At 59.3% G+C, this 16,692-nt stretch carries 8 protein-coding genes and 1 pseudogene; 5 read left to right on the plus strand and 4 right to left on the minus strand.

The genetic code is table 11. The features are described from left to right. Positions 1-2,142: PAS domain-containing protein (locus tag LB577_RS31280; RefSeq protein WP_224690274.1), on the plus strand; the 2,142-nt coding region annotated here is incomplete at its 5' end. 194 nt (positions 2,143-2,336) lie between these two features. Here the strand turns inward: LB577_RS31280 and tnpC are convergent. From tnpC to tnpA, 3 genes and pseudogenes are all read right to left on the minus strand, one after another. Continuing rightward, positions 2,337-3,814 (minus strand): annotated as a pseudogene (tnpC, locus tag LB577_RS31285) (IS66 family transposase). Positions 3,815-3,923: 109 nt separating this feature from the next. Further along, positions 3,924-4,250: an IS66 family insertion sequence element accessory protein TnpB gene (tnpB, locus tag LB577_RS31290; protein ID WP_224690299.1), complete on the minus strand. Its 327-nt coding sequence runs from the start codon at positions 4,248-4,250 to the stop codon at positions 3,924-3,926. A 26-nt stretch (positions 4,251-4,276) separates the two neighbouring features. Continuing rightward, a complete protein-coding gene (gene tnpA / locus LB577_RS31295) occupies positions 4,277-4,723 on the minus strand; it encodes an IS66-like element accessory protein TnpA (RefSeq protein WP_224690276.1) in 447 nt (148 codons plus the stop codon). Between the two features lie 380 nt (positions 4,724-5,103). Here tnpA and LB577_RS31300 point away from each other — a divergent pair, with 380 nt between their 5' ends. After that, a complete protein-coding gene (locus LB577_RS31300) occupies positions 5,104-5,700 on the plus strand; it encodes a redoxin domain-containing protein (RefSeq protein ID WP_224690277.1) in 597 nt (198 codons plus the stop codon). A gap of 414 nt (positions 5,701-6,114) precedes the next feature. On the opposite strand, the gene LB577_RS31305 is transcribed toward LB577_RS31300, so the two are convergent. Continuing rightward, positions 6,115-7,413: an epoxide hydrolase family protein gene (locus tag LB577_RS31305; RefSeq protein ID WP_224690279.1), complete on the minus strand. Its 1,299-nt coding sequence runs from the start codon at positions 7,411-7,413 to the stop codon at positions 6,115-6,117. A 595-nt stretch (positions 7,414-8,008) separates the two neighbouring features. Between LB577_RS31305 and LB577_RS31310 the strand changes: the two genes are divergently transcribed. The 3 genes from LB577_RS31310 to LB577_RS31320 all read left to right on the plus strand — a co-directional run bounded on the left by LB577_RS31310 (position 8,009) and on the right by LB577_RS31320 (position 16,678). Next, positions 8,009-9,556 carry an FAD-dependent oxidoreductase gene (locus LB577_RS31310; RefSeq protein ID WP_224690280.1) on the plus strand — a complete coding sequence of 516 codons (1,548 nt, stop codon included), beginning with the start codon at positions 8,009-8,011 and terminating at the stop codon, positions 9,554-9,556. Positions 9,557-9,972: 416 nt separating this feature from the next. After that, positions 9,973-10,758, plus strand: a complete 786-nt coding sequence (locus LB577_RS31315) for an alpha/beta fold hydrolase (protein ID WP_224690281.1) — start codon at positions 9,973-9,975, stop codon at positions 10,756-10,758. A 445-nt stretch (positions 10,759-11,203) separates the two neighbouring features. Continuing rightward, on the plus strand, positions 11,204-16,678 hold the full coding sequence (locus LB577_RS31320; RefSeq protein WP_224690282.1) for an AAA family ATPase: 5,475 nt from the start codon (positions 11,204-11,206) through the stop codon (positions 16,676-16,678). Positions 16,679-16,692: the final 14 nt, after the last annotated feature.

The raw sequence follows: 16,692 nt of genomic DNA on the forward strand, positions 1-16,692 counted from the left end.
GCCGCGATTCATCCAGATGACGCCAGCGGTCTGGCTGAGTATTGGCAATCGTGCCTCGCATCCGGCACACCAGTCTCAACGGAAGCCCGCATCCGTCGATCCGATGGAGAGTACCGATGGTTCCTGTTCCTCGCCAACCCGTTACGAGATGAGGCGGGTACCATAATCAGATGGTACGGGACGAATGTCGACATAGAGGACCGCAAACGAGCGGACCAGGCACTGCGCGAGAGTGAGCGCAACCTAAGACAGATCATCAACACGATTCCGACAGCTATATGGTCTACCCGTCCGGACGGGTACTGCGACTTCCTTCACGATCGCTGGCTTGACTTCACCGGTCTCTCGATGGAGCAGGCGGAGGGATGGGGATGGCGGGTTGCAATCCATCCAGACGACTTTGACGAGCTCGTGCGATTTTGGACGGCATCTCTCGCGTCAGGCAGTCCAGGTGAAACCGAAGCGCGCATGCGACGTTTCGATGGCGAGTATCGTTGGTTCCTGTTTCTCGGCGACACATTGCGCGACGAAGCCGGCAACATCATCAGGTGGTATGGAACGAACGTTGAGATCGATGATCGAAAACGCGCCGAGCAGGCACTGGCCGAGAGCGAGCGGCAATCGCGGCTCATCGTGAACACAATTCCGGGTCTGGTGGCTATTTTCAATGCAGACGGCGAACCGGAAAGTCTCAACAATCAGTTCCTTGAATACCTCGGCCAGACTCTGGAAGAATTTGCCAACTGGGCGGCCAACGGCACGGTCCATCCAGATGATCAGAGGCGCCACATCGACGCTCTCACGCAAGCGCTCAGGACTGGTCGAGAGATCGATTTTGAAACCCGGCTCCGACGGTTCGACGGCGTCTACCGATGGTTCCAGCTCCGAGGCCAGCCACTTCGATCCAGCGATGGGTGCATAGTCCGATGGTACGTCCTGATGACAGACCTCGACGATCGCAAACGCGCCGAAGAAGAGCTCCGGCGTAGCGAGGCGTTTCTAGCCGAGAGCCAGAATCTCGCCCGAATGGGGAGTTTCTCCTGGGATGTCGCGAAAGCAGAGATGGTGTGGTCGGAGCAGCTCTATCAGATCTTTGATCTGTTGCCCGACCTGCAGGTGACGTTCCAACTGATCGCAGGTCGCATCCATCCCGAGGACATGACGATACTGGGGGATATGATTGAACGGGCGGAACGCGGTGAGACTGACCTGGAATACCGCTATCGGATCATTACGTCCGACCTGTCGGTCAAACATCTGCACCTGATAGGGCATGGCATGCGGAACTCGAATGGTGGGATGGAGTATATTGGCGCGATCCTCGACATCACACAACGCTTTCTCTCTGAAGAAGCGCTCGAGAAGGTACGAACAGAACTTGGACTGGCTATGCGGATCATGAGCCTGGGCGCCCTGACTGCGTCGATCGCACACGAGGTTAACCAGCCGATCGCCGGTATCATCGCCAATGCCAGTACCTGTTTGCGAATGCTGGCCGACGACCCACCCAATATAGATGGCGCTCGCCAAACTGCGCGTCGGACCATCCGCGACGGCAATCGTGCGGCCGACGTGATAACACGACTTCGCGCGCTCTTTAGCAAGCGAGCGGCCGTGGTGGAGCCCGTGGATTTGAATGAGGCGATCCGCGAAGTGATTGCACTGTCCTCGGGCGAGCTTGAACGAAGCAGCGTATCACTTCGTACTGAACTTTCAGTCGGACTCCCAATGGCGGCCGGCGACCGTGTCCAGCTTCAACAGGTCATCATGAACCTGCTGCGCAACGCGATAGACGCCGTGATGACCGTCAATGATCGTCCGAGGCGGGTGTTCATTGCGACCGAGCTTGGCGAGGACGGTAACATCCGGCTTTCCGTGCGAGATGCCGGTATTGGCTTCGGCGCTCAGGACATCGAGCAAATTTTTGAAGCCTTTTACACCACCAAAGCCGAGGGCATGGGAATAGGGCTTTCAGTTAGTCGTTCAATTATCGAAAACCATCGCGGCCGCATTTGGGCAGAGGCGAATGATGGGCTTGGCGTAACTTTTTGCTTTTCAATTCCCGAATTCCTGGAGGATCGGACCTCCCAGAATAACGGCGTGTCGACGCCAAGCGGTGTCGACATGCAGAGGGGTTTTTAGCCATTTGGACCGACCGGTCTGGCGACAAAATCGGCGTGCGAGAGGAACCCCCCTCGATGGCAATGCCGATGATCACACGATCTGAGGATCACCCTGCAAGGCTGTCACGACCTCCGAATTCCCGAACGAATTCCGGCTCCATTACCTTCAGAGGCGGGTTGCCGAAAGTCGCTCGCTGACAGTAACCGCTGTTTTTAGGCCACGGCCTTGAGTGGCGCAGGGGTGTAGGCCCAGGGCAGCAGGTCGTCGAGCTGGCTTTGTGGATGGCCGGCAACGATGCGGGCGATGACGTCAGCGAGGTAAGCGTACGGGTCGACGCCGTTGAGCTTCGCGGTTTCTATGAGCGAGGCGATGGTCGCCCAGTGCTCGCCACCGCCGTCGGAACCGGCGAAGAGCGCATTCTTTCGATTGAGGGCGATTGGCCTTATCGAACGTTCGACCACGTTGGAGTCGATCTCGACCCGGCCATCGTCGAGGAAGCGACCAAGTCCGGCCCAGCGCGAGAGCGGGTAGCGGATTGCTTCGGCGAGCTTGCTCTTCTGGCTGACCAGCGCGAGTTTCCCGCGCAGCCACGGCTCGAGGGCGTCGATGATGGGTCGGCTTCTCTCCTGGCGCGCGGTGCGCTGCTCTTCGGGCGAGCGGTCTCGTATCTCGCTCTCGATCTTGTAGAGCTCGGCGATGCGCTGGAGCGCCTCTGTCGCGATAGGCGCGGGTCCGGACTGGGCCAGTTCGTAGAAGCGGCGACGGACATGAGCCCAGCAGAAGGCCAGACTGACGGCATTACGCTCGGCCAGCGCCCGGTATCCGGCGTAGCCGTCGACTTGGAGGATTCCGACGAAGTCGCGCAGATGCCGCAGTGGCTGCTCGGCCTTTCGGTCCGGCGCATAGAGATAGGCGACGCCGGGCGGATCGATCCCGCCCCAGGGGCGATCGTCGCGAGCATAAGCGAACAGCTGGCCCGTCTTGGTGCGGCCGCGCCCGGGATCGAGCACCGGCGCCGTGGTCTCGTCGGCGAAGAGCTTCCCGGAGGCCTTCAGCCGCTCGAACAACCGCTCGTGGATGGGGCGGAGCAGGAAAGCCGCCTTGCCGACCCAATCGGCAAGCGTCGAGCGATCCAGGTTCACGCCTTGGCGGGCGTAGATTTGCGCCAGGCGATACAGGGGAAGATGGTCGGCGTACTTGGAGACCAGCACATGGGCGACGGTCGCCTCAGTCGGGATGCCGCCCTCGACAAGCCGTGGCGGAGCCGGTGCCTGCACCACGACCTCCTCGCAGCTCCGGCAGGCGTATTTCGGTCGGCGCGTGACGATGACGCGGAATTGGGCCGGCACGATGTCGAGGCGCTCGGAGCGATCCTCGCCCATGACATGCAGCATTCCCTTGCAGCACGGGCAGATCTTGTCGGGAATGTCGATGATCTGCTCGATACGCGGCAGATGCGCGGGCAGTGATCCACGGTTGGCGCGGCGCTTCCTGGCGCGAGCCTCGCGCTTGGCAGTATCGGCGGTGTCCTCCGCGGCGAAGCCTTCAGCCTCGATCTGCTCGGCCTCTTCCAGGCCCAGCAGCAGCTGGTCGACCGGCGGCTCTCTGCTCTGCGGCCGAAGCGGTGGCGCTGCAGTTCCTTGATGATCTGGCGCAGCCGCTCGTTCTCGGCGCGCTCCGCCGCGAGCATCGCCTGAAGCGCGATCGGATCGTTGCTCTGAGGCTCGGCCGGGTTGCTCACAAGGCCGATTCAATCATGCATTCCAATGCTTTGCCAGCGCCTCTAGCCTCCCATGGAATCAACTTGCCGCGACCGGCGCGCGCGTCTCGCGGGCGTCATGCACGCGCCGCCAATCCAACCCTTCCAGGAGCGCCTGCAATTGCGCCGCCGACAACCTCACCACGCCATCGGTGATGGCAGGCCAGCAGAACTTCCCGTCTTCCAGACGCTTCGCCAGCAGGCACACGCCGGTGCCGTCGAAGTACACCAGCTTGACCCGGTCGGCGCGCTTGGCCCTGAAGACGTAGACCGCGCCAGAGAACGGATCGGCGCCCATCGTCTCGCGCACCAGCGCCGCCAGGCCCTCGGCTCCCTTGCGGAAGTCCACCGGCTTCGTCGCGACCATCACCTTGACCACACCCGTCCGCCCGATCACGACGGCGCCTTCAGCGCACGGATCACCGCCGCCACCGTCCTGGCGTCGGCGCCACGACCGACCCGCATGGCGACACCGTCAATCTCCAGCTCGATCACGCCGGCTTCTCGCGCGGCCTTCCGCTTCCGTGTCGATCTCGCGCGCTTCCCCGCCGGTTCGGGTTCCTGTGCCGCGACAACTGCGGGAACAAACAACGGCTCCGGTGCCGGCGCATTCGCCAGCGGCACCCGCGCGGACCGGCGCCAGGCGAACAGCTGCTGCGGGGACAATGCATATCGCCGGGCCACAGCGCTCACGGTCTCGCCCTCGTCGTAGCTTTCCGCCACAATCCGCGCTTTCTCCTCCGGCAACCATTCGCGCCGTCGGCCGGAACCCGTGAACACTTCGAAACGTCGCGCCGGCTCAGGATCGCTGGACTTAAGCGTAAGCTCTGAAATCGTCATGTGTCGAAGCCCTCAAAGGCTCCGAACATCGCTGCTCACGACCACGCGCGAAAGGTGGCGACAGGACAGCGCTTACCGCTGACATGCCGGTGATAGTGGAAAAAGACGAACCTGCGGTGTCTTCGAATCCATCCAAAGCCCCCTGCGCTGACGCGGTGACAAGTAAGGATCCTGTGGCTGACCGCGGGCAGCCACCGTTGGACGATGGGATCGCCAAGAACATGGTGTCGAACCAGAAGCTTCCATGTTGCGACCACCACCTCATTCAATGGTATCGGCAACACCATTGTATAAATGGATTTGATCTCCCTCCGCGTTTGTAATCTCCTTTGCCCACAGCTTGGTGGCTCGACGTTTATGACTTGTCAGTGAGGATGAACATGCGATCCAATATCGTACCTGGTTCTATTTTTCCGGACTATGAGCTTTCCGATCACACCGCTGCACGGCGAAGACTTTCCGAGTTGCAGGGAGGCGACCCTATGGTCCTTGTTCTCGGGAGGGGTGGTTATTGTCCCAGGGACCGGCGGCAGGCTGAAGGGCTGGTCCAGCTCCATCGTGAAATGGAAGTGGGTTACTGCCGGCTCGTCACCATCACAACGGACAATCTTCTGGAGACGAACGAATATCGTTCCGGGGCAGGTGCCCACTGGCCTTTTCTCTCGGACCCGCGGCGCCTTGTACAGCAGGACCTTGATATTGCCGAGTACACGGATCCCGCGCACAACCCGATGATCCCTCATGTTATCGTCATGGAACCGGGACTTGTCGTCTACAAAATCTATAATGGGTATTGGTTCTTCGGGCGACCCACCGTGGAAGAGTTGCGACAAGACATGCGTGCGGTGACGATGAAATGCCGGCCGGATTGGGACATCACCACCCCGGACCTCAGGAACGCGTGGCAGGCGGGTCGTAAGGAGCTGTTCTACCCTTACGGAAAGACTCGCGCTCAAACGCTTCGCGAACAGGAATGATTGGAAGATTGTCCACCCATATGTCGGACGCAATCAGCCGCCCAATCCCTTGTTCCGCTCGCGGCGGGCGGGCTGCCATCCAACGGATGATGTATCGCTCCTAAACGTTCCAGCCGGGCAACCGAGGTACGATAATTTGGATCGGCTCGGCGAAACTCGGCCCCGTTTGCGACCCACTATGCCAAGGGCGCCCGGAGCAAGCTCATGACCCACGTACTTCCTTCAATGCAGAAAGCACAAGCTACCCCATCAACGCGCGCTTGACCTTCGGCTGATCGGACCGTGGGTCAAGACCTGTCCGCAACAACAAGCCTGCACGCATAAAGGCGCTGCGCCCGCCCGACGAAAACGGAGCGGACGCGGCGCCAAACTGCCCTGAAATTCGAAGAGCGGGGCAGGCCTACACGGGCAGGATCAGGCGCTGCGCAGGGACCCGAAGGCGGCCCGAAGCTCGTTGGCGAAAACCTGCGGCTGTTCCCATGCCGCGAAGTGACCACCTTTCGAGAGACGATTGTAGTAGATCAGCTTGGGATATGCCTTCTCGGTCCAACTCCGCGGCGCCGTGTAGATCTCGTCCGGGAACGCACTCACTGCGGTGGGGAGAGGCACGCCTTTTGGCGCGAAGAAGGCCAGCTTGCTTTCCCAGTAGAGGCGCGCCGATGAGACCGCAGTATTGGTCAGCCAGTAGAGCGCGATGTTGTCGACGACGTCTTCCTTGGACAGACCTTCGGACTTTCCGTCAAAGACGCGGGCGATCAGGGCGTAGCTGCGTGCATCGTGGTCAAGCATCCACGCTGCCAGCCCAATAGGTGAATCCGCCAGCGCGTACAGCGTCTGCGGTCGGTTCGCCATCTCTTGCGCGTAGGCCAGCCCATGCTTCCAAAAGAAGTCGAGTTGATCCCAAGCATAGCGTTCGTCGGCGGACAGATCGGAGGGCGCAGAACCACCCGCTGCGAGCGCGCTCGACACTTGATCCGGCAACGTGGCTGGCATGTTCGTGTGGATCCCGACAAGACCAGACGGCATCTGGAGGGCCATCTGCTCGGTAACGGCATTCCCCCAATCGCCGCCCTGCGCTACATACCGCGTGTACCCGAGGCGGATCATCAGCTCGCCCCAGGCCCGCGCGATCCGGATCGGATCCCAGCCAGGCGCCGTCGGCTTTCCTGAAAACCCATGCCCCGGGAGCGAGGGGATCACCAGGTCGAAGGCGTCGGCAGCACTACCCCCATGGGCCGTCGGATCTGTCAGAGGACCGATGATCTTCAACTGCTCAATGATGGAGCCGGGCCATCCATGGGTAACGACAATCGGCAGCGCGTTCGCATGCTTCGAGCGAATGTGAATGAAGTGAATATCAAGCCCATCAATCTCGGTAACGAACTGCGGCAGACCGTTCAGATAAGTCTCGCATTTGCGCCAATCGTATTCGGTCTCCCAATAATGCGCGAGAGCCCGCATTGTCGCGAGCCGAACGCCCTGACTGGTATCTTTCACCGTCTCGCGCTCGGGCCAACGCGTGGCTTTGAGACGGTGCTTGAGGTCGACGAGATCCGCGTCCGCAACTTGGACGCGGAATGGACGAATGGCAGCAGTTTCGCCACTCGTCGAAATCGCTCCGGCGACACCCGGCGAGGTAGCTATCGCAATAGCCCCTGCGGCGGAGGCCGCGAGAACTTCCCGGCGAGTGGACATTGAAGATAATGATGACATCTGTACCTCCTCATAACCTGACCAAAGCTGCTCGCGTCGAGACAGCATCAGCCCATGAGGCCAGTAAGTACCGGTAGGCTCTATTGAACGTTGGTATCGCCGATACGTTGGTATGTTCCGGCGTCAAGCGGATCTCGCGGCGAGCCGAGGCTCCGCCACGCTGATGCGGAGGCGCTCGCGGCAGGACAGCGCCAAGGGCGGCGTACCCACGTCGTCGCCGGAACAAAGGTACCGGCGATACCTGGGTCCAATGGATTTTGCGGGGCAGCGCGGGTCTGATAGGCGCGAATTGATAATGGGGCGGTGATACCGATCTTCCGAAAGGATTCGCGATGAGTAGACAAATCAGAGCAGCGGCGCGGACTTGTTCCTGTCGTCCGCAGTGACTGCGGCTGTGCCGGTCACATCTTGCGCAACGCAGAGGGCCGCTGGCCATGGACGACCAGCCCAATGGCGGCCCTAAGATACCGCCCATGTTTGCCGAGGTGGACTGAAGCAGGCGACCCTGACTGTGAGCTCCGCCCGTCTGGCCAAAGGGTTGGAGGCAGGTGATGCTGGAGGCAATTTCAATATTGTAACGGCAAGGGAGAAGAAGATGGCTGAAGATCTTACCAAACCGAACGGGCCGGATCTGGTCCATGGCAGCATCGCCTTATCCGACCTTCCCGATGGCGGAAAGCTCGTCGGCTATTCTGGCGATGAACAGGTGTTGTTGGTCCGCCGCGGGACTGAGGTCTTCGCCGTCGGGGCGACATGCACCCACTACGGCGGGCCCCTCGTTGATGGTCTTGTGGTTGAGAACACGGTTCGGTGCCCGTGGCATCACGCGTGCTTCGATTTGCGCACGGGCGAAGCTCTGCGCGCACCTGCCTTCAAGCCACTCGCGTGCTGGTCGGTGGAGCTGCGCGGTGATCGGATATTCGTAAGAGAGAAACAAGAACGGACGGGATCGAAGCAGCGCGTAGGTGGCTTCGGCCAGGCTCCCGGAAAGATCGTCATTGTCGGCGGCGGCGCTGCCGGTTTCGCCGCAGCCGAAAAACTGCGGCGCGAACACTACCAAGGCAGTATCGTCATGCTCAGCAACGACGACGCGCCGCCGGTTGATCGACCTAATCTTTCCAAGGACTATCTGGCTGGCAAAGTGGCGGAGGATTGGGTTCCGCTTCGCGGCGAAAGCTTTTACACAAAGAACGATATCGACCTGCGTCTCAATGCGGACGCCGCCAGCATCGACCCACGTTCTCGCGAGCTTGTACTCGCGGACGGGACCCGGACACCTTACGACAGGCTACTGCTTGCGACCGGAGCCGAGCCGGTTCGCCTGGGCATAACCGGCGCTGACCAGCCACACGTTCACACGCTGCGCTCGTTCGCAGATTGCAAGGCCATCATCGAGGACGCATCGAGCGCGCGCCGCGCTGTCGTGCTCGGCGCCAGTTTCATTGGCCTGGAAGTTGCCTCGGCTCTACGCTCGCGCGGGATTGAAATTCATGTCGTGGCGCCGGATAAACGCCCTATGGAACGGATTCTTGGTTCGCAAATGGGCGACTTCATCCGCGCTCTTCACGAGGAGAATGGTGTCGTATTCCATCTCGAGGACACCGCGATCAGCATCGACGGCAAGAAGCTGAAACTCAACAGCGGAAATACGCTTGAGGCGGATTTCTTCGTCGCCGGCATCGGCGTGCGACCCCGGATCGGGCTCGCCGAAAAGGCCGGGCTCAACATCGATCGCGGTGTCGCAGTAAATGCTTTTCTGGAGACGAGCGCACATGGGATCTTCGCGGCAGGCGACATTGCGCGGTGGCCAGATCCGCATAGTGGCGAGAATATTCGTGTCGAGCATTGGGTGGTGGCAGAGAGACAAGGGCAAACTGCAGCACTCAATATGCTCGGCCATAGCGAGAAATTCGTCGCAGTGCCGTTCTTTTGGAGTCAGCATTACGACGTCCCGATCAACTACGTAGGTCATGCCGAGCGATGGGACGAGCTCAAGGTTGATGGGGACATTGGTGCAAGAGACTGCCTGCTGCGCTTCAAGCGCGCAGGCCTTACGGTGGCCGTTGCATCGATCTTCCGCGACATCGAGAGCCTCGAAGCTGAAGTGGGAATGGAGCGGCAAATGACTGTTGGGAAGTCGTAGGGGCTTGATTATGACGACGCCGCTTCCGACGTCACACGGAAATGACGGCCTAGCGCTGGCCGTACACCCACGAACGAAGGCAGTCCGTCGACTTACCGCCCCGCCCGAGGGTGCAGCGCGTTTTCGCTGACCTCGTACTCAAGGATTTCTTCGGACTGTACGGAGATTGGGGTCGGGACATGTCCCTAAGCCGTCAATCGTGCGGTCGGCAGTTGCACATTTGTATCAAGTCAGGTCCGCGTGTCTCGATGATGGGACCAAGTGCGGCGAAGGGCTCGCGGCTCGAGTCCGACCGTGAATCGCGCCGTTTCAAGGTGGACACAGCAACACCAAGGTGTCGGGCGACACCTTGGTGCGATAGACTTGGGGTCACCGAGCGGTTCTGATGGCAGGGCATTTATCAGAAAGGTTGGGTCATGCGCAGCTTCATCAATATCGGTTCGATCCTTGGGGCATTTTGTCTGGCAAGTGCCAACGTCGTCCTCGCCGGCGAGCCGAAGCCCACCATTGTCTTGGTTCACGGCGCATTCGCGGAGTCCGCCAGTTGGAGCGGCGTGATGGCGGATCTGATCCAAGACGGATTCCCAGTCATCGCGGCGGCCAATCCTTTGCGAAGCGTCTCTGGTGACGCGGCTCATGTCGCAAGCGTCGTTGGTTCGGTAAAGGGACCGGTCGTTCTTGTCGGTCACTCATACGCTGGGGCGGTGATCTCCGCCATCGCGGACCAGTTACCTAATGTGAAGGCACTCGTCTATGTTGCTGCCTTCGAGCCCGACGTTGGTGAGAGCAGTCTCGAACTGACTGGTAGATTTCCGGGAAGTACGCTCGGGCCTACCCTCGCCCCCCCAGTCAATCTGGCAAACGGTGAGCAGGATCTGTACATTCAACAGGACAAATTTCCTGCGCAGTTCGCCGCCGACGTCCCCGAGGTGGACGCGCGGCTGATGGGTGCGGCGCAGCGCCCAGTGAATCAGGCCGCCCTGGCCGACCGGGCAGTTCGTGCGGCCTGGAAAACCATACCGTCCTGGTCGATTTACGGCGCTGCAGATCGCAACATTCCGCCGGTCGCGATGGCTTTCATGGCTGAACGTGCCCATGCGCGGAAGACCGTGATCGTCCCAGGCGCTTCCCATTTGGTTATGGTCTCCCATCCTGGGGAGGTGGCTGCGCTCATCGAGGATGCGGCGAACGCAGAACGATGACGCGCCACAAGCGCCGGAAGCGGTCTGAAGTATGAGCAACGTACGCTGCAGAATTTCCAGAACTGAATATCGCCTGGGTAGCTGCGATAGGCCGCCAGTAGGTCTTAGTGGAGGCGGCGCTGACGCGTCTCCAGAATCGGCACGAGCTTGTTGGTCACCTTCAGCGATTCTTCGTCCGCAGTGCGACCTGGTTACGTCTGCCGATGCAGAGCATGTACCTCGATCGGCGTGGAGAGACATTTTAGAGTGAGCTCAATGCCCTCAGGATCGGCGCCGGCCTACACTGCAAACTGGATGAAGCGCTTGAAATGATTTAGGTGTTAGCGACAGGCTGGCGGCGGGATAGCCACACCGCCGTCTCTCATGGGACCCGATACCAATGGCGGAATTCCCTCCGGTCACGTTGCACGGCACGTCTGTGTCGGCGAACGTGGGGATATTTTGAATGGCTATCGCTCCCGAGTACGAACTGGAGCCGCTCCGCGAGCGGGCGGAGTTTACGCTCTACCGCGGCACGGCGCGGGGCCGTCGGACGCCGATCCTCGTGGTGGCGACCTCTGCCGAACAGCCATCGCCTCAAAGTCTTCGCCGACTCGAACACGAATACTCGCTAGCGACCGGCCTCGATTCGGCATGGGCCGCTCAGCCGTTAGCGCTGACTCGTCATCGAGGGCGCATGGTACTCATTCTGAAAGATCCAGGAGGTGAACCGCTAGATCGAGAAATTGAGCAGCGAAAGGCACAGCCGATCGATCCGCCCGATTTCCTGCGCATATCTATCGGATTGGCGGCGGCGCTTGGAAAAGCCCACCAACAAGGTTTCATCCACAAGGATGTCAAGCCTGCAAACGTACTTGTCGACGTCTCCGGCCGGGCGTGGCTCACGGGCTTTGGCATCGCGTCACGCCTCCCCAGCGAGCGCGTGACGGCTGCGGCACCTGAGATTATTGCCGGCACATTCGCCTACATGTCCCCTGAACAAACCGGGCGCATGAACCGTTCGATTGATACCCGGAGCGATCTGTATTCTTTGGGCGTTACCTTGTATCAAATATTGACGGGCGCGCTCCCGTTTACGGCCTCGGACCCGCTGGAATGGGTGCACTGCCATATCGCACGTCGACCCGTGGCGCCGATAGACCGTAGCGCCGTCCCCGAGGTGCTGTCTGACCTTGTCATGAAGCTCCTCGCAAAGGATCCCGAAGAACGTTACCAGACCGCCGCTGGTCTGGAATCCGATCTGCGGCGATGCCAGTCGGAATGGCACTCGGATCGTCTTATCGGATCATTTCTGTTGGGTACAGACGATCCATCGGACCGACTCGTCATATCGGAGCGACTGTATGGAAGGGAGCGAGAGGTCGAGACTCTGCTCTCGGCGTTCGAACGGGTGGTAGTTCATGGAACCGCCGAGCTGGTGCTGGTATCCGGGTATTCTGGCGTCGGCAAATCTTCGGTAGTGAACGAGCTCAACAAAGTGCTGATTCCCCCGCGCGGGCTTTTCGCTGCAGGCAAGTTTGACCAGTACAAACGGGACGTACCTTATACGACGCTTGCACAGGCGTTTCAGATGTTGGTGCGTCAGATCTTGGTCAAGAGCGAGGCCGAGGTGGACTATTGGCGGCACGCCCTTATGGAGGCGCTTAGACCGAATGGACAACTGATCGTCAACCTAATCCCCGAACTCGAGTTCGTCATTGGCAAACAGCCACTCGTGGCGGAACTGCCCCCGGAGGAGGCGCGGGGTCGTTTCCAACTAGTGTTCCAGCGTTTCGTCGGCGCCTTTGCTCGGCCGGAGCATCCGCTCGCATTGTTTTTGGACGATCTGCAATGGTTGGATTCGGCAACTCTGGACCTAATCGAGCGCCTGGTCACGGATCCGGACTTGCGGCATTTGCTACTGATTGGGGCGTACCGCGACAACGAAGTTAGTCCTTCTCACCCACTGATGCGGACGCTTACTGCGATCCGCGATGCCGGAGCAAAGGCGCAGGAAATTGTGCTTGCGCCACTCGGGCCTGAAGATGTCCGTCGGTTGGTTTTCAATTCCCTGCGCTGCGATGAGAAGGCTGCTAACTCCCTGGCGAAACTGGTCCACGATAAAACCGGTGGCAATCCGTTCTTTACGATCCAGTTTCTGATGACGCTAGCCGAGGAGAGTTTGCTTCGGTTCGACCGGGATATCTCTGGCTGGGTTTGGGACCTGGACCGAATTCGTGCCAAAGGCTACTCCGACAACGTGGTGGATCTGATGGTGGGGAAACTTCAAAGACTGTCCGACACAACTCAGGTCGCTCTCCAGCGGCTCGCCTCTTTGGGTAACATGGCGGAGATCGCGACCCTGAGCATAGCCTTCGGACAATCCGAAGAGGACATCCACACTGGATTTCTAGACGCAGCCCGCAACGGGCTGCTCTTTCGCATGGAGCGATATTACTCCTTCCCACACGATCGGATTCAGGAAGCGTCATATGCGCTTATCCCCGAAAGTGAGCGTCCGGTTGAGCACCTTCGGATTGGACGGTTGCTGCTGTCGAGCTTGATGGAGAAGGAGGCTGGCGAGCATTTGTTCGATATCGCCAACCAACTCAACCGAGGCGCAGCATTACTGACCGATCACGACGAGAAAGTACGTGTAGCTGCAATCAACCTGAGAGCCGGCCGAAAGGCCAAAGCTTCTGCGGCCTATGTTTCTGCGCGCGAGTATTTTTCGGCCGGCACATCGCTGCTGGACGAGCGGGACTGGAAGAACGAGTACGAACTGACGTTTGGCCTGTGGCTCGAACGCGCCGAATGCGAGTATCTGACCGGTTCACTCGATACAGCAATCCAACTGATCGATCAGATATTACAGCGTGTCGCCTCCAAAGTCGACGAATCCACTGTCTACCATCTGAAGATTCGGGTCCACAGTCTGAAGTCGGAATACCACGATGCTGTAGCTACAGCGATCACATGCGTCCGCCGGCTCGGCATCGACATGGAGGCTCATCCCACCCAGGAACAAGTCCAGGCCGAATACGAAACCGTCTGGGAAATTCTCGATGGACGTTCGATCGAGAGCTTGATCGATCTGCCGTTGATGAGCGACCCGGTACTGCAGAGCGCCATGCTGGTGTTGTCTGAGATAGTCGGTCCGGCCTACTTCGTCGATACTCGTCTGTTTTCCATCCTGATATGCCGCATGGTGAAAATCGGTCTTCGGCATGGGGTGAGCAGCTCCTCCGCTCACGGCTATGTCACTTGGGGATTCTTACTCCAAGGGGCCTTTCGGCGGTACAGTGACGCTTATCCGTTTGCCAAGCTTGCATGCGATCTAGTCGCGAAGCATGGCTTCATCGCAAGTCTGGCGAGAGTTTACACCGTTGCTGCATCGGTTGCTGGCTGGGCGCAGCCTATCGTCGTCGCAATTGATTTGGTTCGAAAGGCCATACGCACAGCAATTGAGGCTGGTGATACGGTCTATGGTTGCCACGCGATGTTTATGCATGTCTCGTTCCTTCTCACACGGAACGATCCACTCGACTCAGTCAGGCATGAATCAGATATAGCACTGGACTTCGCCAAGCGAGCTCAATACGCCGACATCGCAGACATTGTCGTTAGCCAGCAACGTTTTATCGCGACAATGCAGGGGCGGACATCAACCTTTTCCACCTTCAGCGATGCGCAGTTCGATGAGAAAGCGTTCGAGGCCCAGGTCGCCGCCCCTATGGCGATCTCCTGGTATTGGATTCTCAAGCTGAAGGCGCAATTCCTGTCGGGCAACTATTTCGAGGCACTGGCGGCGGCCGACAACGCGAAGCCCCTACTTGCAGTGACTGACGGTCTCATCCAGCAACTAGATTACTTCTACTACACGGCATTAACGGTATCGGCACTCTATGAGAGGGTGGGAACAGATCAGCAGAAGGCATCGCGAGAACTCTTGGGAGTTCACCAGGAGCAACTGCGCGAGTGGGCCGAAATTTACATGCCGACTTTCGCCGACAAGCACGCGTTGGTTTCGGCTGAGATCGCCAGGATCGAACAACGGGACTTGGATGCAATGCGTCTGTATGAGCATGCCATCCATTCGGCGCGAGAGAATGGCTTTGTACAAAACGAGGGCGTCGCCCACGAACTGGCCGCGCAATATTGCTTGGCACGCGGTCTCGAAACGGCTGGCTACGCCCATCTGCGCAACGCGCGCAACTGCTACGATCGCTGGGAGGCCCACGGAAAGGTACGGCAACTAGACCAACGCTACCCGCGGCTGCGCGAGGACCGAACGCCCGCCTCTTCAACCACCTTCGCACCAGTTATTGAGCTCGACGTCGAGACAGTGGTGAGAGCGTCGCAGGCGATTTCGAGTGACATGGTGCTTCCCGAGCTGATCGACAAACTCGTACGATTAGCGGTTGAGCATGCCGGGGCTGAGCGGGGTTTGCTTATTTTGGTTGAGGGCGGTGAGCCTCGGATCGAAGCGGAAGCTACCACTGAAGCAGGCAAAATCGAAGTCGCGGTCCGGCAGGCAGCCGTCACGCCCACCGATCTCCCGCAAACGGCACTACAGTATGTGATCCGGAGTCAGGAACGCATGCTCCTCGACGATGCTTCAGCCGATAACACATATTCAAACGACGAATACGTACGGCAGAACCGATCCAAATCCATCCTCTGCCTCCCAATTGTAAAGCAGACGAAGCTTGTCGGCGCCCTTTATCTGGAGAATGACTTGATTCCGGGTGCCTTCACATTGGACCGCGTTGCGGTACTGCAGTTGCTGGCTTCGCAAGCAGCAATTTCGCTGGAGAATGCGGTCCTTTATACTGACCTGCAACTCCAGGTCGGGCTGCTGCAGCATCTTCCTGTATCCGCTTGGACCCTTAAGCCTGATGGGACACCGGACTTCGTAAATCAAGTTTGGCTCGAATTCACTGGCCAAACACCTGATTTGGTCCGATCGCATCCTGACGCCTGGATCGCCGCCGTGCACCCTGACGATCGGGAGATGGCGACGAAGAGCTTTTGGGACGGTGTGCATTCGGGACAGGGTTTTGCGTTCGAAACTCGGTCTCTCCGCGCCCAAGACAAAACCTATCGTTGGCATCTCCAGCAAGCCGTTGTCTTGCGCGATGCGGAAGGAAAGGTTCTCAAATTTGTCGGTACGACGACCGACATCGACGATCAAAAGCGCGCTGAAGAAGCGTTGCGCCAAGCGCAGGGAGATCTCGCGCGCATCAATCGGGCGACAACCATGGGAGAGTTAGCGGCATCCCTGGCTCATGAAATCAGCCAGCCGATCAGTGGTGTTATCATCAACGGCAACGTCATCCTTCGAAAGCTCGGACGAGCTAAGCCTGACCTCAATGAAGTGCACGAGGCTGTCGACAGAATTGTGAGAGACGGACAACGTGCCGCCGAGATTCTAGCGAGGGTCCGCTTGCAATTCGAGAAGGGCACCGGGAATCGAGAAATTCTCGATCTGAACGAGATGATTCGAGAAACCGTCGGCCTCCTGCGCGACGAGGCAGCGCGATACAACATATCGGCTCGGACGGAATTAGCGGCTGATCTTCCTCCGATCATTGGAGATCGCGTGCTGTTGCAGCAGGTCGCTATGAATCTGATCGTCAACAGCATCGAAGCGATGAAGGACGTGGATGGAATACGCGAGGTAGTCATCAAATCACAACGAGCTGGAGACGACCAGATTCTGGTATCCGTGAGTGATACCGGCATAGGGTTTCCGACGCATCTCGCGGAAGAGATATTCGATCCGTTCTTTACGACAAAACCCCACGGCACCGGCATGGGGCTCCGCATCAGCCGGTCCATTATTGAGAATCATGGCGGCCATCTGTGGGCTAACGGCGCCACGGGACAAGGCGCCGCTTTTCAGTTCAGCTTATCGGGCCTTGTTGCGGCCCCCCAGTAACCGCGACCGCCAGT

This window comes from Mesorhizobium sp. B283B1A, from assembly GCF_020165735.1.
Classification (GTDB): Bacteria; Pseudomonadota; Alphaproteobacteria; order Rhizobiales; family Rhizobiaceae; genus Mesorhizobium; species Mesorhizobium opportunistum.